Source organism: Serratia rhizosphaerae, from assembly GCF_009817885.1.
GTDB lineage: Bacteria > Pseudomonadota > Gammaproteobacteria > Enterobacterales > Enterobacteriaceae > Serratia_B > Serratia_B rhizosphaerae.
On sequence record NZ_CP041764.1, the window covers coordinates 3,100,903 to 3,119,199 of the forward strand.

The 18,297-nt window shown below is 59.1% G+C and carries 13 protein-coding genes; 11 read left to right on the top strand and 2 right to left on the bottom strand.

Translation table 11 applies throughout. The annotated features are described in order from the left end of the window. Nucleotides 1-53: 53 nt before the first annotated feature. Complete coding sequence (locus tag FO014_RS14460; protein ID WP_160030049.1) at nucleotides 54-671, top strand: TetR/AcrR family transcriptional regulator; 618 nt, start codon at nucleotides 54-56, stop codon at nucleotides 669-671. A 62-nt stretch (nucleotides 672-733) separates the two neighbouring features. Here the strand turns inward: FO014_RS14460 and FO014_RS14465 are convergent, their stop codons facing one another. Next, entirely contained in the window at nucleotides 734-2,110 is a 1,377-nt protein-coding gene (locus FO014_RS14465) for an amino acid permease (RefSeq protein ID WP_105232488.1), read from the bottom strand. A 666-nt stretch (nucleotides 2,111-2,776) separates the two neighbouring features. Between FO014_RS14465 and pdhR the strand changes: the two genes are divergently transcribed. The 4 genes from pdhR to lpdA all read left to right on the top strand — a co-directional run bounded on the left by pdhR (nucleotide 2,777) and on the right by lpdA (nucleotide 10,055). Beyond that, on the top strand, nucleotides 2,777-3,541 hold the full coding sequence (gene pdhR / locus FO014_RS14470; protein WP_015673774.1) for a pyruvate dehydrogenase complex transcriptional repressor PdhR: 765 nt from the start codon (nucleotides 2,777-2,779) through the stop codon (nucleotides 3,539-3,541). A 172-nt stretch (nucleotides 3,542-3,713) separates the two neighbouring features. Then, nucleotides 3,714-6,377, top strand: a complete 2,664-nt coding sequence (gene aceE, locus FO014_RS14475) for a pyruvate dehydrogenase (acetyl-transferring), homodimeric type (RefSeq protein WP_105232487.1) — start codon at nucleotides 3,714-3,716, stop codon at nucleotides 6,375-6,377. A 13-nt stretch (nucleotides 6,378-6,390) separates the two neighbouring features. Then, the gene (gene aceF, locus FO014_RS14480; protein ID WP_160030050.1) at nucleotides 6,391-8,271 is read left to right on the top strand and encodes a pyruvate dehydrogenase complex dihydrolipoyllysine-residue acetyltransferase; all 1,881 of its coding nucleotides are present in this window, start codon (nucleotides 6,391-6,393) and stop codon (nucleotides 8,269-8,271) included. 359 nt (nucleotides 8,272-8,630) lie between these two features. Further along, entirely contained in the window at nucleotides 8,631-10,055 is a 1,425-nt protein-coding gene (lpdA, locus tag FO014_RS14485; protein ID WP_105232485.1) for a dihydrolipoyl dehydrogenase, read from the top strand. 92 nt (nucleotides 10,056-10,147) lie between these two features. Here the strand turns inward: lpdA and FO014_RS24175 are convergent, their stop codons facing one another. Then, nucleotides 10,148-10,270: a hypothetical protein gene (locus FO014_RS24175; RefSeq protein WP_255265501.1), complete on the bottom strand. Its 123-nt coding sequence runs from the start codon at nucleotides 10,268-10,270 to the stop codon at nucleotides 10,148-10,150. Between the two features lie 710 nt (nucleotides 10,271-10,980). On the opposite strand from FO014_RS24175, the gene acnB reads away from it, so the two are divergent. The 6 genes from acnB (at nucleotide 10,981) to mdcE (ending at nucleotide 18,297) form a co-directional block, all read left to right on the top strand. Further along, on the top strand, nucleotides 10,981-13,578 hold the full coding sequence (acnB, locus tag FO014_RS14490) for a bifunctional aconitate hydratase 2/2-methylisocitrate dehydratase (RefSeq protein WP_160030051.1): 2,598 nt from the start codon (nucleotides 10,981-10,983) through the stop codon (nucleotides 13,576-13,578). A gap of 250 nt (nucleotides 13,579-13,828) precedes the next feature. Continuing rightward, on the top strand, nucleotides 13,829-15,490 hold the full coding sequence (mdcA, locus tag FO014_RS14495; protein WP_160030052.1) for a malonate decarboxylase subunit alpha: 1,662 nt from the start codon (nucleotides 13,829-13,831) through the stop codon (nucleotides 15,488-15,490). Beyond that, complete coding sequence (locus FO014_RS14500) at nucleotides 15,490-16,344, top strand: triphosphoribosyl-dephospho-CoA synthase (RefSeq protein ID WP_160030053.1); 855 nt, start codon at nucleotides 15,490-15,492, stop codon at nucleotides 16,342-16,344. The genes mdcA and FO014_RS14500 overlap by 1 nt, the downstream gene beginning before the upstream one ends. A gap of 21 nt (nucleotides 16,345-16,365) precedes the next feature. Further along, nucleotides 16,366-16,665, top strand: a complete 300-nt coding sequence (gene mdcC, locus FO014_RS14505) for a malonate decarboxylase acyl carrier protein (RefSeq protein WP_160030054.1) — start codon at nucleotides 16,366-16,368, stop codon at nucleotides 16,663-16,665. Further along, the gene (locus tag FO014_RS14510) at nucleotides 16,658-17,494 is read left to right on the top strand and encodes a biotin-independent malonate decarboxylase subunit beta (RefSeq protein ID WP_160030055.1); all 837 of its coding nucleotides are present in this window, start codon (nucleotides 16,658-16,660) and stop codon (nucleotides 17,492-17,494) included. The genes mdcC and FO014_RS14510 overlap by 8 nt, the downstream gene beginning before the upstream one ends. Beyond that, nucleotides 17,491-18,297 carry a biotin-independent malonate decarboxylase subunit gamma gene (gene mdcE, locus FO014_RS14515; RefSeq protein ID WP_160030056.1) on the top strand — a complete coding sequence of 269 codons (807 nt, stop codon included), beginning with the start codon at nucleotides 17,491-17,493 and terminating at the stop codon, nucleotides 18,295-18,297. Before FO014_RS14510 ends, mdcE begins: the two co-directional genes overlap by 4 nt.

Consider the following 18,297-nt stretch of genomic DNA (forward strand, 5'->3'; position numbering starts at 1 on the left):
CAATAAATTATATATCGATTAGTATATATATCGTAAAAGATAAGGAGTCAGCGATGGCGCAAATGGGACGTCCCCGCAGCTTTGACCGCCAGCAGGCCATCGAACAAGCGATGCACCTGTTCTGGGAGCAGGGCTATGAATCAACCTCGCTCAGCCAGCTAAAGGCGAGCATTGGAGGTGGTATCTCCGCCCCGAGTTTTTATGCGGCTTTCGGGTCGAAAGAGGCGCTGTTCAACGAGGCGGTGCAGTGTTATCTGGCGAGTTATGCGCGCGTCACTGCGTGCCTTTGGAACGACGCGCTGGCGCCTCGGGAGGCCGTTGAACTGGCGCTGCGTCAGTCGACGACCATGCAGTGCGAGCCGGGGCATCCGAAGGGGTGTATGGTCGCTTTCGGCGTCATGAGTGCGCCGACGCCCGCGCATGCCGACGTGGCCAAACCGCTGGCGGAATCGCGTGCGCGAACGTATGCCGGATTTATCCGCTGCGTCGAACGTGCCATTGCCGCCGGCGAGCTGACGGCGAACACCGACGCCCGGGCGCTGGCGACCGTATTCAACAGCTTTTTGCTGGGCATCTCAACGTCAGCTCGGGATGGTGTTGACGTAGCGACTTTCCAGGGAGCGATTGCCGAAGTGATGAAAGTCTGGGACGCGCTGCGTAAGCAGGCGTAGCGGGCGGGAAAAGGCGTGATATGAAACAGGCCCGCCGTGGCGGACCTGCGGCAGAGATGAAATCAGCGCGTGGCGCTGCCGAGCGCCCGCTGGCTGCGCTGCTTGATGGCGTAGCCAATCGCCAGCACCGCCACCCAGAGCGGGATCAGCAGCACGGAAATGCGAATGCCCGGCGTCAGATACATAATCACCAGAATACCGGCCATAAACAGCAGGCACAGGTAATTGCTCAGCGGGTACCAGAACGCCTTGAACTTCGGCTCCACGCCTTCACGGCGTTTTGCCGCGCGGAATTTCAGGTGGGCCAGGCTGATCATCGCCCAGTTGATCACCAACGCGGACACTACCAGCGCCATCAGCAGTTCAAACGCGCGCCCCGGCAGCAGATAGTTAATCAGCACGCAGAATGCGGTCGCCAACGCCGAGACGCCGATAGCGACGATCGGCACGCCGCGGCCGTCCACTTTCAGCAGGCTTTTCGGCCCGTTACCCTGCTGCGCCAGGCCGTACAGCATGCGGCTGTTGCAGTAGACGCAGCTGTTATACACCGACAGCGCCGCCGTCAGCACCACGATATTCAGCACCGTTGCCACCAGGTTGCTGTTCAGCGCGTGGAAGATCAGTACGAACGGGCTGCCGCCTTCCACCACTTTGCCCCACGGGTAGAGGGAGAGCAGAATCGTCAGCGAGCCGATATAGAAGATCAGGATGCGGTAGATCACCTGATTGGTGGCTTTGGGAATGCTTTTGGCCGGGTTATCCGCCTCGGCGGCGGTGATGCCGACCAGCTCCAGGCCGCCGAAGGAGAACATGATCACCGCCATCGCCATCACCAGCCCGCTGACGTCGTTCGGGAAGAAGCCGCCCTGCGCCCACAGGTTGCTGACCGTGGCCTCCGGGCCGCCCATGCCGCTCAGCAGCAGGTAGGCGCCAAAGACGATCATGCCGATAATCGCCACCACCTTGATAATGGCGAACCAGAACTCCAGTTCGCCATATACCTTGACGTTGGCAAGGTTGATGGCGTTGATCGCCAGGAAGAACACCGCGGCGGAGACCCAGGTGGGGATCTCCGGCCACCAGTACTGTACATAGATGCCGACCGCCGTCAGTTCGGCCATCGCCACCAGCACATACAGCACCCAGTAGTTCCAGCCGGAGGCGAAGCCGGCAAAGTTGCCCCAGTATTTGTAGGCAAAGTGGCTGAACGAGCCGGCGACCGGCTCTTCAACCACCATTTCACCCAGCTGGCGCATAATTAAAAAGGCGATAAAGCCGCCGATAGCGTAGCCCAGGATAACTGACGGCCCGGCCATTTTTATTGTTTGCGCGATGCCCAGAAATAGCCCGGTGCCGATTGCGCCGCCTAAGGCGATAAGCTGAATATGGCGGTTCTTCAGCCCGCGTTTCAGTTGGTCGCCCTGTTGTTGACCATCCATCAGTGTTTACCCTCTGTCGTTGCAAATGCTCACACGTTGTAAAAGTGTGATTACGATGTGTGTATATTTTTGTTTACGGCGTTGTAGGTATTAATTAAACGGCGCCGCTACCGTTTCATGAAGAATAATGTTATGTGAAAAAGTTTGCATCTCCTTTGTTTTGGTGGTGATTAAGATTTCAGCAGTTTAGGCAACAAAATGCGGATTGTGTGATGAGAACGGCTGTTGCGTGCATGAAATAAGCAATAAATCACATAATTCGCAAAAAGATTGTTCTTACCTCCAACCGATGTCTCATCTTGCCGTTTCCCTCCCGTAACTAACCCTTTATGGTCATAGCTATTCACCAAAGCGTCATAAACATGCAATAAATCTCTGGCATTGACGGTTCACTCTGGAGGGGGAACGGCGAGCCTAAATGATGGAATGTGACCTGTGTCACATAAGGTGGCGACGGCGTCTGGGTAAAGCTTTGTAAATGGTATTACCACTTAAGAGTAGCCAGCAGCGGCGGGGGCGTATTTCAGGTAGTAAAACGTGCGGGCCGCACGGATTTCGGCAGGCGGCCATATGGACAGGAGGTGAATACTTTGTTACTTTACCGTCACGTTTGTGAAATTGGTATTACCAATTGACTCCGCGCTATTCGCAGAGAAGAAATCACCCATGGCCTATAGCAAAATCCGCCAGCCCAAGCTGTCAGACGTTATCGAGCAGCAGCTCGAATACCTGATACTCGAGGGTACGCTGCGCCCAGGAGAGAAGTTGCCTCCGGAGCGCGAACTGGCGAAACAGTTTGACGTTTCCCGCCCTTCTCTGAGAGAGGCAATCCAGCGCCTGGAAGCAAAGGGGCTGCTGTTGCGCCGTCAGGGCGGGGGAACCTTTGTGCAAACCAACCTCTGGCAAAGCTTCAGCGATCCGCTGGCTGAACTGCTGGCCGATCACCCTGAATCACAGTTCGACCTGCTCGAAACCCGTCATGCGCTCGAAGGCATCGCCGCCTATTACGCGGCCCTGCGCGGCACCGACGAAGATCTGGCGCGCATCCGCGATTGCCATATCGTGATTCAGCAGGCGCAGGACAGCGGCGATCTGGACGCTGAAGCCGACGCGGTCATGCAGTATCAAATTGCCGTTACCGAGGCGGCGCACAACGTTGTGTTGCTGCATTTGCTACGCTGCATGGGGCCGATGCTGGAACAGAACGTCCGACAGAACTTTGAATTGCTCTACTCGCGCCGTGAGATGTTGGCGAAAGTGAGCAGCCACCGCGCCGGGATTTTTGAGGCGATAGTGGCGCGCGAGCCGGAAAAGGCCCGCGAAGCCTCTCACCGCCACTTGGCGTTTATTGAGGAAATCTTGCTGGATCTCAGCCGGGAGCATACCCGTCGTGAGAGATCGCTACGGCGGCTCCAGCAACGCAAGGAGTAAGAGCGGTTCCCGTCTTGGGGTAACACCAGCCCAATATCAGGGATAAAGCTCGCAGTGCTTAATTAAGTACTTTAGCGGCAACTAAACTGATGAGCCTGTCTTCGTGCGCTTTGCCGCAGAGCGCAGGAAGACAGGCTCCAAATAAACCATTAGACAGATAAGGAATACCACCATGTCAGAACGTTTAAACAATGACGTGGATCCGATCGAAACCCGCGACTGGCTGCAGGCGATCGAATCGGTCATCCGTGAAGAGGGTGTTGAGCGAGCTCAGTTTCTGATTGATCAGGTATTGGGTGAAGCCCGCAAAGGCGGCGTTAATGTAGCGGCCGGTTCCGCTGCTAACGACTACATCAACACCATCGCGGTGGAAGACGAGCCTGAATATCCGGGTAACCTGGATCTGGAACGCCGCATCCGCAGCGCGATCCGCTGGAACGCCGTGATGACCGTTCTGCGTGCTTCCAAGAAAGACCTGGAGCTGGGCGGCCACATGGCTTCCTTCCAGTCTTCCGCGACCTTCTATGAAGTCTGCTTTAACCATTTCTTCCGCGCACGCAACGCGAAAGATGGCGGAGATCTGGTGTACTTCCAGGGCCACATCTCTCCGGGCGTTTACGCACGCGCCTTCCTTGAAGGCCGCCTGACCGAAGAGCAAATGAACAACTTCCGTCAGGAAGTTCACGGCAACGGCCTGTCCTCTTATCCGCATCCAAAACTGATGCCGGAATTCTGGCAGTTCCCGACCGTGTCCATGGGCCTTGGCCCGCTGAGCGCCATCTACCAGGCTAAATTCCTGAAATATCTGGAACACCGCGGCCTGAAAGACACCTCCGCACAGACCGTATACGCCTTCCTGGGCGACGGTGAAATGGATGAGCCGGAATCCAAAGGCGCCATCACCATCGCCACCCGTGAAAAACTGGACAACCTGGTGTTCGTCATCAACTGCAACCTGCAGCGTCTGGACGGCCCGGTAACCGGCAACGGCAAAATCATCAACGAACTGGACGGCATCTTCTCCGGCGCAGGCTGGCAGGTGCTGAAAGTGATCTGGGGCGGCCGCTGGGACGAGCTGCTGCGTAAAGACACCAGCGGTAAACTGGTTCAGCTGATGAACGAAACCCTGGACGGCGACTACCAGACCTTCAAATCCAAAGACGGCGCCTACGTGCGCGAGCACTTCTTCGGCCGTTATCCGGAAACCGCCGCGCTGGTTGCCGACTGGAGCGACGAGCAGATCTGGGCGCTGAACCGTGGCGGTCACGATCCGAAGAAAGTCTTTGCCGCGCTGAAAAAAGCGCAGGAAACCAAAGGCAAGCCTACCGTTATCCTGGCCCACACCATCAAAGGTTACGGCATGGGCGACACCGCGGAAGGCAAGAACATTGCTCACCAGGTGAAGAAAATGAACATGGAAGGGGTGCACCACTTCCGCGATCGTTTCAACGTGCCGGTTGCCGATGCCGACATCGAAAAACTGCCGTACGTCACCTTCGAGAAAGATTCCGAAGAGTACAAATACTTGCACGAGCGCCGCGAGAAGCTGGAAGGCTACCTGCCGAGCCGTCAGCCTCACTTCAGCGAGAAGCTGGAACTGCCTTCTCTGGAAGACTTCGGCCCGCTGCTGGAAGAGCAGAACAAAGAGATCTCCACCACCATCGCCTTTGTGCGCGCCCTGAACGTGATGCTGAAGAACAAGTCGATCAAAGATCGTCTGGTGCCGATCATCGCCGATGAAGCACGTACCTTCGGTATGGAAGGTCTATTCCGTCAGATCGGTATCTACAGCCCGAACGGCCAGCAGTACACCCCGCAGGACCGTGAGCAGGTGGCTTACTACAAAGAAGACGAGAAAGGTCAGATTCTGCAGGAAGGGATCAACGAACTGGGCGCCGGCGCGTCCTGGCTGGCGGCTGCGACCTCTTACAGCACCAACGACCTGCCGATGATTCCGTTCTACATCTACTACTCGATGTTCGGCTTCCAGCGTATCGGCGATCTGTGCTGGGCGGCGGGCGACCAACAGGCGCGCGGCTTCCTGGTCGGCGGCACCTCCGGCCGTACCACGCTGAACGGCGAAGGTCTGCAGCACGAAGACGGCCACAGCCACATTCAGTCGCTGACCATCCCGAACTGTATCTCTTACGATCCGGCGTATGCCTATGAAGTGGCGGTCATCATGCATGACGGTCTGGTGCGTATGTACGGCGAAGCGCAGGAGAACGTTTACTACTACCTGACCACGCTGAACGAAAACTACCATATGCCGGCGATGCCGCAGGGCGCCGAGGAAGGCATCCGCAAGGGTATCTACAAGCTGGAAACGCTGGAAGGCAGCAAAGGCAAGGTACAGCTGATGGGCTCCGGCGCGATCCTGCGTCACGTGCGCGAAGCGGCACAGATCCTGGCGAACGACTACGGCGTTGGTTCCGACGTGTTCAGCGTGACCTCGTTCACCGAACTGGCGCGCGACGGCCAGGACTGCGAACGCTGGAACATGCTGCACCCGACCGAAGAGCCGCGCGTACCTTACGTTGCTCAGGTGCTGAGCGATGCGCCGGCGGTAGCGTCTACCGACTACATGAAACTGTTCGCCGAGCAGATCCGCAACTTTATCCCGGCCAGCGATTATCGCGTACTGGGCACCGATGGCTTCGGTCGTTCCGACAGCCGTGAGAACCTGCGTCACCACTTCGAAGTGGATGCATCTTACGTGGTGGTTGCTGCTCTGGGCGAGCTGGCTAAACGCGGCGAAATCGATAAGAAAGTGGTTGCCGAGGCGATCGCCAAATTCGATATCGATGCTGATAAAGTAAACCCGCGTCTGGCCTAAGAGGTAAAGAATAATGTCTATTGAAATCAAAGTACCGGACATCGGTGCAGATGAAGTCGAAATCACCGAGATTCTGGTGAAGGTCGGCGATAAGGTCGACGCAGAGCAGTCGCTGATCACCGTAGAAGGCGACAAGGCGTCGATGGAAGTGCCATCGCCGCAGGCCGGCGTGGTGAAAGAAATCAAGGTTGCGGTCGGCGATAAAACCGAAACCGGCAAACTGATCATGATCTTCGAAGCAGAGGGCGCAGCGGCTGCAGCGCCTGCTCAGGAAGCGAAGCAGGAAGCGGCGGCTCCGGCAGCGGCGCCTGCTGCTGCGGCGGCAAAAGACGTTCAGGTTCCGGACATCGGCGACGACGAAGTGGAAGTCACCGAGATCATGGTGAAAGTGGGCGACACCGTGACGGAAGAACAGTCGCTGATCACCGTGGAGGGCGATAAAGCCTCCATGGAAGTGCCTGCGCCGTTCGCCGGCACCGTGAAAGAGATCAAAATCAACACCGGCGATAAAGTAAAAACCGGCTCGCTGATTATGGTGTTCGAAGTAGCTGGCGCCGCGCCGGCCGCAGCGCCTGCTCAGGCGGCGGCACCGGCGGCCGCTGCGCCGGCGGCTTCCGCAGCGAAAGACGTGGCCGTGCCGGATATCGGCGGCGACGAAGTGGAAGTGACCGAAGTGATGGTGAAAGTGGGCGATAAAATCGCCGCTGAACAGTCGCTGATCACCGTGGAAGGCGACAAGGCTTCGATGGAAGTGCCTGCGCCGTTCGCCGGCACCGTCAAAGAGATCAAAGTCAGCACCGGCGATAAAGTGAAAACCGGCTCGCTGATTATGGTGTTCGAGGTGGAAGGCGCAGCCCCTGCCGCCGCCCCGGCTGCCAGCGCCGCTGCGCCGGCTCCGGCTCAGCAGGAAAGCAAAGCCGCCGCGCCGGCCGCGAAAGCGGAAGGTAAAAACGAATTCGCCGAAAACGACGCCTACGTGCATGCGACGCCGGTTATCCGCCGTCTGGCGCGCGAATTCGGCGTTAATCTGGCGAAGGTTAAAGGTACCGGTCGTAAAGGCCGTATCCTGCGTGAAGACGTTCAGGCCTACGTGAAGGACGCGGTGAAACGCGCCGAGTCCGCACCGGCTGCCGCAGCCGGCGGTGGTCTGCCGGGTATGCTGCCATGGCCGAAAGTGGACTTCAGCAAGTTCGGCGAGATCGAAGAAGTGGAAATGGGCCGCATCCAGAAGATTTCTGGCGCCAACCTGAGCCGTAACTGGGTGATGATCCCGCATGTTACGCACTTCGATAAAACCGATATCACCGAGCTGGAAGCGTTCCGCAAGCAGCAGAACGAAGAAGCCGCCAAGCGCAAGCTGGACGTGAAGTTCACCCCGGTGGTGTTCATCATGAAAGCGGTTGCCGCAGCGCTGGAGCAGATGCCTCGCTTCAACAGTTCACTGTCTGAAGACGGCCAGAAGCTGACGCTGAAGAAGTACATCAACATCGGCGTGGCGGTAGATACGCCGAACGGCCTGGTGGTTCCGGTGTTCAAGGATGTTAACAAAAAAGGCATCACTGAGCTGTCCCGCGAACTGATGGCGATCTCCAAGAAAGCGCGCGACGGTAAACTGACCGCCGGCGAAATGCAGGGCGGTTGCTTCACCATCTCCAGCCTGGGCGGTATCGGGACAACCCACTTCGCGCCGATCGTCAACGCGCCGGAAGTGGCTATCCTGGGCGTCTCCAAGTCGGCGATGGAGCCGGTCTGGAACGGTAAAGAGTTCACGCCGCGTCTGATGATGCCGATGTCGCTCTCCTTCGACCACCGTGTGATTGACGGTGCCGATGGCGCACGCTTTATCACCATCATCAACAATATGCTGTCTGACATTCGCCGTCTGGTGATGTAAGGAAAAAAGGGCGCAGCATGCTGCGCCCTTATCGCTTCGGTAGCAGTTTTGTCGGTTTTTGCATGATTCGACAAGATTGTTGAGACACGGGTCACTTCGAACATGCTTTGCAGATTATTAACAATTCTGTAAACTGCTCGCGGTGTAAGCGTCCCGGTGGATGAAGGGCGTTATGAATTCGATTAAAAATATACCCTATAGATTTCACATGGCAGCTAGGCGGCAAATTCTTGAATTCTCAGGAGCTTACTGAAGTAAGTGACTGGGGTGAGCGAATGAAGCCAACAACGCGGCAAGGTGAAAGATGACGGGTATAAAAATGACGTCTGACCCGCCGGACAATAAATTAAGAGGTCATGATGAGTACTGAAATAAAAACTCAGGTCGTGGTACTTGGGGCGGGCCCAGCAGGCTACTCTGCTGCCTTTCGTTGCGCTGACTTAGGTCTTGAAACCGTTCTGGTTGAACGTTATTCCACGCTGGGCGGGGTTTGCCTGAACGTGGGATGTATCCCTTCCAAAGCACTGTTGCACGTTGCCAAAGTGATTGAAGAAGCCAAAGCACTGGCTGAACACGGCATCGTTTTCGGTGAGCCGAAAACCGACATCAACAAGATCCGTACCTGGAAAGAGAAAGTCATCACTCAGCTGACCGGCGGTCTGGCGGGTATGGCTAAAGGCCGTAAAGTTAAAGTGGTTAACGGTCTGGGCAAATTTACCGGCGCTAACACCCTGGTTGTTGAAGGCGAAAACGGTCCGACCACCATCAACTTCGATAACGCCATCATTGCCGCAGGTTCTCGTCCAATCCAACTGCCATTTATCCCTCATGATGACCCACGCGTGTGGGATTCCACCGATGCGCTGGAGCTGAAAACCGTCCCAGAGCGTATGCTGGTGATGGGCGGCGGTATCATCGGTCTGGAAATGGGCACCGTCTACCACGCGCTGGGTTCTCAGATTGACGTGGTGGAAATGTTCGATCAGGTGATCCCGGCGGCTGATAAAGACGTGGTGAAGGTGTTCACCAAGCGTATCAGCAAGCAGTTCAACCTGATGCTGGAAACCAAAGTGACTGCGGTAGAAGCCAAAGAAGATGGTATCTACGTCACGATGGAAGGCAAAAAAGCGCCTGCGGAACCACAGCGTTATGACGCGGTGCTGGTGGCTATCGGCCGTGTGCCGAACGGTAAACTGCTGGATGCCGACAAAGCGGGCGTGGCGGTTGATGAGCGCGGCTTTATCAACGTTGACAAGCAGATGCGCACCAACGTACCGAACATCTTCGCCATCGGCGATATCGTCGGCCAGCCGATGCTGGCGCACAAAGGCGTGCATGAAGGCCACGTGGCGGCGGAAGTTATCTCCGGTCTGAAGCACTACTTCGATCCGAAAGTGATTCCATCCATCGCGTATACCGAGCCGGAAGTGGCATGGGTAGGTCTGACCGAGAAAGAAGCGAAAGAGAAAGGCATCAGCTATGAAACCGCCACCTTCCCGTGGGCGGCGTCCGGCCGTGCTATCGCTTCCGACTGTGCAGACGGCATGACCAAACTGATCTTCGACAAAGAGACTCACCGTGTTATCGGCGGGGCGATTGTCGGCACCAACGGCGGCGAGCTGCTGGGTGAGATCGGTCTGGCTATCGAGATGGGTTGTGATGCGGAAGATATCGCGCTGACCATCCACGCTCACCCAACCCTGCACGAATCGGTAGGTATGGCGGCTGAGATGTTTGAAGGCAGCATTACCGACCTGCCTAACCCGAAGGCCAAGAAAAAGTAATTTTTCCGGCTTAAACGGTTGATAAGCGGCTCCTGAGAAGGGGCCGTTTTTTATGACGCCGCTAAAAGGCCGCTCAGAGAGCGGCCAGTAGCTTACTTGTTCTGGACTATCACGTTCAGCGTCAGGCTGTTGCCGTTGACCGACCAACCGCCTTTATCAACCCCAAACGCCGCGCCCAGTACAATGAGCAGGATAAATAACGAACTCCTTTTCATTGCGCGATCCCTGTGGAACCACGACCACCGCGACTTCACCGGGAAAATCCCGGTGGAACAAGCGCTTTGTGACGCTCGCATCGCAGTTGTGGCAGAACTGTCCTCAAGCCCGGTGACCGGCTGCTAAACCGGCAGAACAGACCCGGTGAGATAGTAACGTGGAATCATGTTTTCCACATTCTTTTTGTTGATTTTTTAAGCGTGATTGCGCAGAATGTCTCTGCTTTGTGGCGCTTGTATCGTACTTAATCGATGTAAGTATTCCGTCCGGTGCCTGCTAACGCCGTACGGAACAAAGGAACCGCCTTAACGGCGGTTTTTTTGTTTTTGTCTCCGGCGTTTTTTCCGCTGTTCAAACAATAGTTATTGTAATAGTGTGGCTATTACGATGCGCCCGACCGCCTTGTCCTGCCTGCATTGCAGCCGATTACTCTGTGCTCAACGATTCAGCAAAGATTTAATGTTGCTTTTATGTGAACGAATTAACAACCGATTCAAATCCTGATATGCTGGCTGGGCGGAACCGGGCACTGTACCTTACAGTCCAGGACATCGACAGCAGTGCCTCGTAATATCGCCGTGCGCTAAAAAACCCGGCTTTGATAACAAATCCGGAGTCTCAGAGGCTGCAGCCGACAGCGCTGCCGTTTCAGCGACGCAAGGTATGGACGCCAGGCACAATAAATGACAATGAGAGCGAGGAGAAAGTCGTGCTAGAAGAATACCGTAAGCACGTGGCCGAGCGTGCTGCAGAGGGCATCGTCCCTAAGCCATTAGATGCATCACAAATGGCAGCGCTGGTCGAATCATTAAAGAATCCGCCGCAAGGCGAAGAAGAATTCCTGTTAGACCTGCTGATTAACCGTGTTCCACCAGGCGTCGACGAAGCCGCCTACGTCAAAGCAGGTTTCCTGGCAGCCATCGCCAAAGGCGAAGCCACCTCCCCCCTGATTACTCCGGAAAAAGCCGTTGAACTGCTGGGCACCATGCAGGGCGGTTACAATATTCATCCGCTGATTGAAGCGCTGGACGATGACAAGCTGGCGCCTATCGCCGCCAAAGCGCTGTCTCATACCCTGCTGATGTTTGACAACTTCTACGACGTGGAAGAGAAGGCCAAAGCGGGCAACGCCTACGCCAAGCAAATCATGCAGTCATGGGCCGATGCCGAATGGTACCTGTCCCGTCCGGAACTGGCGGAAAAACTCACCGTTACCGTCTTTAAGGTAACCGGTGAAACCAATACCGATGACCTGTCTCCGGCGCCGGATGCCTGGTCACGCCCGGATATTCCGCTGCACGCGCTGGCAATGCTGAAAAACGAACGTGACGGCATCGTACCGGATCAGCCGGGCAGCGTCGGCCCGATCAAACAGATTGAAGCGCTGAGCGAAAAAGGCTTCCCGCTGGCTTACGTCGGCGACGTGGTCGGCACCGGCTCTTCCCGTAAATCCGCCACCAACTCGGTGCTGTGGTTTATGGGCGACGACATCCCTCACGTGCCGAACAAACGTGGCGGCGGCGTGGTGCTGGGCGGTAAAATCGCGCCTATCTTCTTCAACACCATGGAAGATGCCGGCGCACTGCCGATCGAAGTGGACGTTTCCGACCTGAATATGGGCGATGTGATCGACATCTTCCCGTACAAAGGCGAAGTGCGTAACCACGAAACCGGCGAGCTGATCGCCAGCTTCGAGCTGAAAACCGACGTGCTGCTGGACGAAGTGCGCGCCGGCGGCCGTATCCCGTTGATCATCGGCCGCGGCCTGACCACCAAGGCGCGCGAGGCGCTGGGCCTGCCGAATACCGACGTATTCCGCATCTCCAAACCGGTTGCGGCAAGCGATCGCGGCTTCTCGCTGGCGCAAAAAATGGTTGGCCGCGCCTGCGGCGTAGCCGGCGTGCGCCCGGGCGAATACTGCGAACCGAAGATGACCTCGGTCGGCTCCCAGGACACCACCGGCCCGATGACCCGTGACGAGCTGAAAGATCTGGCCTGCCTGGGCTTCTCCGCCGATCTGGTGATGCAGTCCTTCTGTCATACCGCCGCCTATCCGAAGCCGGTTGACGTGACCACGCACCACACGCTGCCGGACTTTATCATGAACCGTGGCGGCGTCTCGCTGCGTCCGGGCGACGGCATCATCCACTCATGGCTGAACCGCATGCTGCTGCCGGATACCGTCGGCACCGGCGGCGATTCCCACACCCGTTTCCCGATCGGCATCTCCTTCCCGGCCGGTTCCGGTCTGGTGGCGTTTGCCGCCGCGACCGGCGTGATGCCGCTGGATATGCCTGAGTCGGTGCTGGTGCGCTTCAAAGGTAAAATGCAGCCGGGCATTACGCTGCGCGACCTGGTGCACGCCATCCCTTACTATGCGATCCAGCAGGGTCTGCTGACCGTTGAGAAGAAAGGCAAGAAAAACATCTTCTCCGGCCGCATTCTGGAAATTGAAGGCCTGCCGGAACTGAAGGTTGAACAGGCCTTCGAACTGGCGGATGCGTCCGCCGAACGTTCCGCCGCCGGCTGTACCATCAAGCTGGATAAGTCGCCGATCGAAGAGTATCTGAACTCCAACATCGTGCTGCTGAAATGGATGATCTCCGAAGGTTACGGTGACCGTCGTACGCTGGAGCGCCGTATTCAGGGCATGGAAAAATGGCTGGCGGATCCGCAGCTGCTGGAAGGCGACGCCGATGCGGAGTACGCGGCGGTGATCGAGATCGACCTGGCGGAAATCAACCAGCCGATCCTGTGTGCGCCAAACGATCCGGACGACGCGCGTCTGCTGTCCGACGTGGCCAACAGCAAAATCGACGAAGTGTTCATCGGTTCCTGCATGACCAACATCGGCCACTTCCGTGCGGCGGGCAAGCTGCTGGATCAGCACAAAGGCCAGCTGCCGACCCGTCTGTGGGTGGCGCCGCCGACCAAGATGGATGCGGCCCAGCTGACCGAAGAAGGCTACTACAGCGTATTCGGCAAGAGCGGGGCGCGTATCGAGATCCCAGGCTGCTCGCTGTGCATGGGCAACCAGGCGCGCGTTGCTGACGGCGCGACGGTGGTGTCGACTTCAACCCGTAACTTCCCGAACCGTCTGGGCACCGGCGCCAATGTTTATCTGGCATCGGCAGAGCTGGCGGCGGTGGCTTCGCTGCTGGGGCGCTTACCAACGCCGGACGAGTATCAGACCTATATGGAGCAGGTGGATAAGAGCGCGGCCGACACTTACCGCTATCTGAACTTCAACCAGCTGGAGCAGTATACGGAGAAAGCCGACGGTGTGATTTTCCAGACCGCCGTGTAAAAACCGCACGCTGTTAATGCGCTATCAGGGGAGCCGCCAGGCTCCCTTTTTTTATGCCTGAACTGTGACCTTTTCCGCATTTGTATGTTTTTAATTAACTAAAAATTAAAGGTTATTTTAAATCATTAACCTTTGGCTAATGATTGCCTCTGGTGGTTGATTGATGGTTAATAGTTAGCGTCCTAATCTAATCCTGTCCGTAATTCTTACTGCGTGAAGCGTAAATCAATTAAACCGGGGAGGTTTAGCTATGTCGCTTTATCAACAGCCCGCCCGCGTCTGGGATACCCGGCGTCAGGAGAAACAACGCCGGCTGGCCAGCGTACAGGGGCAGGTGCAAGGGAAGGTGATCCCTACCGCAGATTTAACCGCGGCGCTGGAACGGCTGCTGGTGCCGGGGGACCGCGTGGTGCTGGAAGGGAACAACCAAAAACAGGCAGATTTCCTTTCCCGCATGCTGGCGCAGGTCGACCCGTCGACCGTGCACGATCTGCATATGATTATGCCGAGCGTCGGCCGCGCCGAACATCTGGATATTTTCGAAAAAGGCATTGCCCGCAAGCTGGACTTCGCCTTTTCCGGCACCCAGAGCCTGCGTATTTCTCAGCTGCTGGAAGATGGCCAGCTGGAAATCGGCGCCATCCACACCTATATCGAACTCTATTCGCGTCTGTATGTTGACCTGGTGCCGAACGTGGCGCTGGTGGCCGGCTTCAAGGCCGACCGGCAGGGCAATCTGTATACCGGCCCCAGCACCGAGGATACCCCGGCGCTGGTGGAGGCCGCGGCGTTTAAAGACGGGATCGTGATTGCTCAGGTCAACGAGCTGGTGGACGACGAAACTGACCTGCCGCGGGTCGATATTCCCGGTTCGTGGATCGACTTTGTGGTGGTGGCGGATCGGCCGTTCTTTATCGAACCGCTGTTTACCCGCGATCCACGGCTGATCAAACCCGTCCACGTACTGATGGGCATGATGGCCATCAAAGGCATCTATGCCGAGCATCAGGTGCAGTCTCTTAACCACGGTATCGGCTTCAACACCGCCGCTATCGAACTGCTGCTGCCGACCTACGGCGAGCGGCTGGGGCTGAAAGGCAAAATCTGCAAACACTGGACCCTGAACCCGCACCCGACCCTGATCCCGGCGATTGAAAGCGGCTGGGTGGAAACCGTGCACTGTTTTGGCGGCGAACTGGGCATGGAGGATTACATCGCCGCGCGTCCGGATATTTTCTTCACCGGCCGCGATGGTTCGATGCGTTCCAACCGCGCCTTCTGCCAGATGGCGGGCCAGTACGCGGTGGATATGTTTATCGGCTCCACGCTGCAGATTGACGCCATGGCGCACTCGTCCACCGTAACGCGCGGGCGGCTCTCCGGCTTCGGCGGCGCGCCGAATATGGGCCACGATCCGCATGGCCGCCGTCATGCCACTCCCGCATGGCTGGATATGATCGAGGAGCCGGATCCGCTGGCGCGCGGCCGCAAGCTGGTGGTGCAGATGGTGGAAACCTTCCAGGCCGGCGCGAAGCCGACCTTTGTCGAGAAGCTCGATGCAATCGACGTCGCCAAAGACGCCGGCATGCCGCTGGCGCCGGTGATGATTTATGGCGATGACGTCACCCACGTACTGACCGAAGAGGGCATCGCCTATCTGTACCGCGCCCGTTCGCTGGAGGAGCGCCGCGCGATGGTCGCCGCCGTGGCCGGCATTACCGATATCGGCCTGGGCGTGGACGCCGCGCGGGTGGCGCAGCTGCGCCGCGAAGGCAAAGTGGCGTACCCGGAAGATATGGGCATCCGCCGCACCGAGGCCGATCGTTCGCTGCTGGCGGCGGGCAGCGTGGCCGATCTGGTGGACTGGTCCGGCGGTCTGTACAACCCGCCGGCTAAATTCCGGAGCTGGTGATGACACTTTCCCCCTGCAGCAGTGCGTCGCGGGTCGATGCCGTCGCGCTGAGTCTGGCGGACGCCGCCACTCAGGCGCTGATTGACGAGGCGCGCCTCAGCCCGAAGCCGGGGCTGGTGGACGCGCGCGGCAGCGGCGCGCATCAGGATCTGACGCTGGCGCTGATGGAGCGCTCTGCTCTCAGTCTGCATGACACCTTTTATGCGTTGGCGATCGCCGGCTGGCAGCGCCCGGCGGACGGCGCGCTGCGTCAGGAGGTTGGCCGCATCGGTCGCGAGGGCGAACGGCGGATGATGGCGGCGACCGGCGGGGTGAACACCCATCGCGGCGCCATCTGGGCGCTGGGGCTGCTGGTGACGGCGCTGGCGATGCGGGAGGGGCGCGCCGACGCGCGGCAAACCTGCCTGCGGGCGGCGCAGCTGGCGCAGTTGGCAGACCCGGCCAGCCCGAAATCGTTCAGCAACGGGCTGCGCGCTTCCCGGCGCTATCGGGTGCCTGGCGCGCGGGAAGAGGCGCAGCAAGGGTTTCCGCACGTGATGCGTCTGGCGCTGCCGCAGCTGTGGCGCAGCCGCGCAGCCGGCGCCGACGAACAGGCGGCCCGGCTCGACGCGCTGATGGCGATCATGACCAGCCTGAGCGACACCTGCGTACTGTCGCGCGGGGGCTGGCCGGCGCTGCAGGCGATGCGGCAGGGCGCGCAGGCGGTACTGTGCGCCGGCGGCTATCAGCGGCCGGAAGGGCGGGTGCAGCTGGCGCGGCTGGAACAGCGGCTGCTGGCCTGCAACGCTTCGCCGGGCGGGGCGGCGGACTTATTGGCGGCGGCGCTGTTGCTCGATCGGGCGGCGGGCCGCTGAACATCTATTCGGGAGGACGTTATGGAACGTATTGAATTGAGCTATCCGGCTGCGGAGCGCGTGGTCGGCCAACGGTTGGCCGGCGTGGTTGGCTCCGGCGATATGGAGGCGCTGTTTGAGCCTGCAGAGGGCGACGTGCTGCGGGTGGTGATTAAAACCTCGGTCGACGGCAGCCAGCAGCGTTGGCGGCATCTGTTCGAGCGTTTGGCTGCGCTGCGCAGCCTGCCGGCGGGGCAACTGGAGATCAACGATTTCGGCGCGACGCCGGGGGTGGCGCGTCTGCGGATTGAACAGGTATTTGAGGAGGCCGGCCATGCGTGAAGATCTCAGCTTTATTGAACTCAGCGCCCGCGAGCGGGCGCGGCATTTACTTGACGACGGCAGCTTCCGCGAACTGCTGGGGCCGTTTGAACGTATTACCTCACCGTGGCTGGAGCCGCAGGGCATCGTCACCCAGGCGGATGACGGCATGGTGGTGGCCAAAGGCACCCTGAACGGCCAGCCGGCGGTGGTGGCTGCGGTTGAGGGGGCGTTCCAGGGCGGCAGCATGGGCGAAGTCTCCGGCGCCAAAATGGCGGCGGCGCTGGAGCTGGCGGCAGAGGATAACCGCAACGGCATTCCGACGCAGGCGGTGCTGCTGCTGGAAACCGGCGGCGTGCGTTTGCAGGAGGCCAATCTGGGGCTGGCGGCGATCGCCGATATTCATGCCGCCATCGCCGACCTGCGGCGCTATACCCCGGTGGTGGGCATTATCGCCGGTACCGTCGGCTGCTTCGGCGGCATGTCGATTGCCGCCGGCCTGTGCAGCTACCTGATCGTCACCCGCGAGGCGCGCCTGGGGCTTAACGGTCCGCAGGTGATTGAGCAGGAGGCGGGAATTGACGAGTACGACTCCCGCGATCGGCCGTTTATCTGGAGCATGACCGGCGGCGAGGTGCGTTACCGCAGCGGTTTCGCCGACGTTGAAGTGGAGGACGCGCTGCATCAGGTGCGCGCTGCGATGCTGGATTGCCTGGCGCGCGGCGTGCCGGGGCAGCACCGCAGTGAACGCTATGACTATTACCTGCCGAAACTGACGCAGTTTGACAGCCGTCAGCAGGCGGACGCCGCCGTGGTGGCGCAACTTTTCACTCGGGAGGATCGCGCATGAGCACGCAGACAAAAAGCCGCGGCGACTATTGGTTTTCGCTGCTGACGCAGGGGGGTGAGGAACGGTGCGGACAGTGCGCCTCGGTCAGGGTCGCCGACGGCGATCTCGACGGACAGGCGGCGCGCTTTATCGCCGTGGTACCGGACGCCGACAACCATTACCCGCGCGCCGCGCGCGGCGAGGTGGGACTGCTGGAGGGCTGGACGCTGGCGCAGGTGGTGAGTGAAGCGGTGGCGGCAGACCAGAATCAAACGCAGAAACGCGCCATCGTGGCGATTATCGACGTACCGAGCCAGGCCTACGGCCGCCGCGAAGAGGCGTTCGGCATTCATCAGGCACTGGCGGGCGCGGCGGGTGCCTACGCGGCGGCGCGGCTGGCCGGGCATCCGGTGATTGGGCTGATCGTCGGCAAGGCGATGTCGGGGGCGTTTTTGGCGCACGGCTATCAGGCTAACCGGCTGATCGCCTTTAACGATGACGGCGTGATGATCCACGCCATGGGCAAGGCATCCGCCGCGCGCATTACGCTGCGTTCGGTCGAGGCGCTGGAGAAGCTGGCCGCCTCTATCCCGCCGATGGCCTACGACATCGGTCACTACCGTTCGCTGGGGCTGCTGGACCAGTTGCTGGACATCCGCGATCCGCAGCGGGCGACGCAGCAGGAGCTGGCGCTGGTGCGCCAGACGCTCGCCACGGCGATCGCAGACAGCCGGCAGCAGGGCTGCGGGCTGGAAAATCGCCTGGGGGCGGACAATCGCCGCAGTTCCGCGCTGGTGCGCGAGCGCATGCGCGCCGAATGGTAA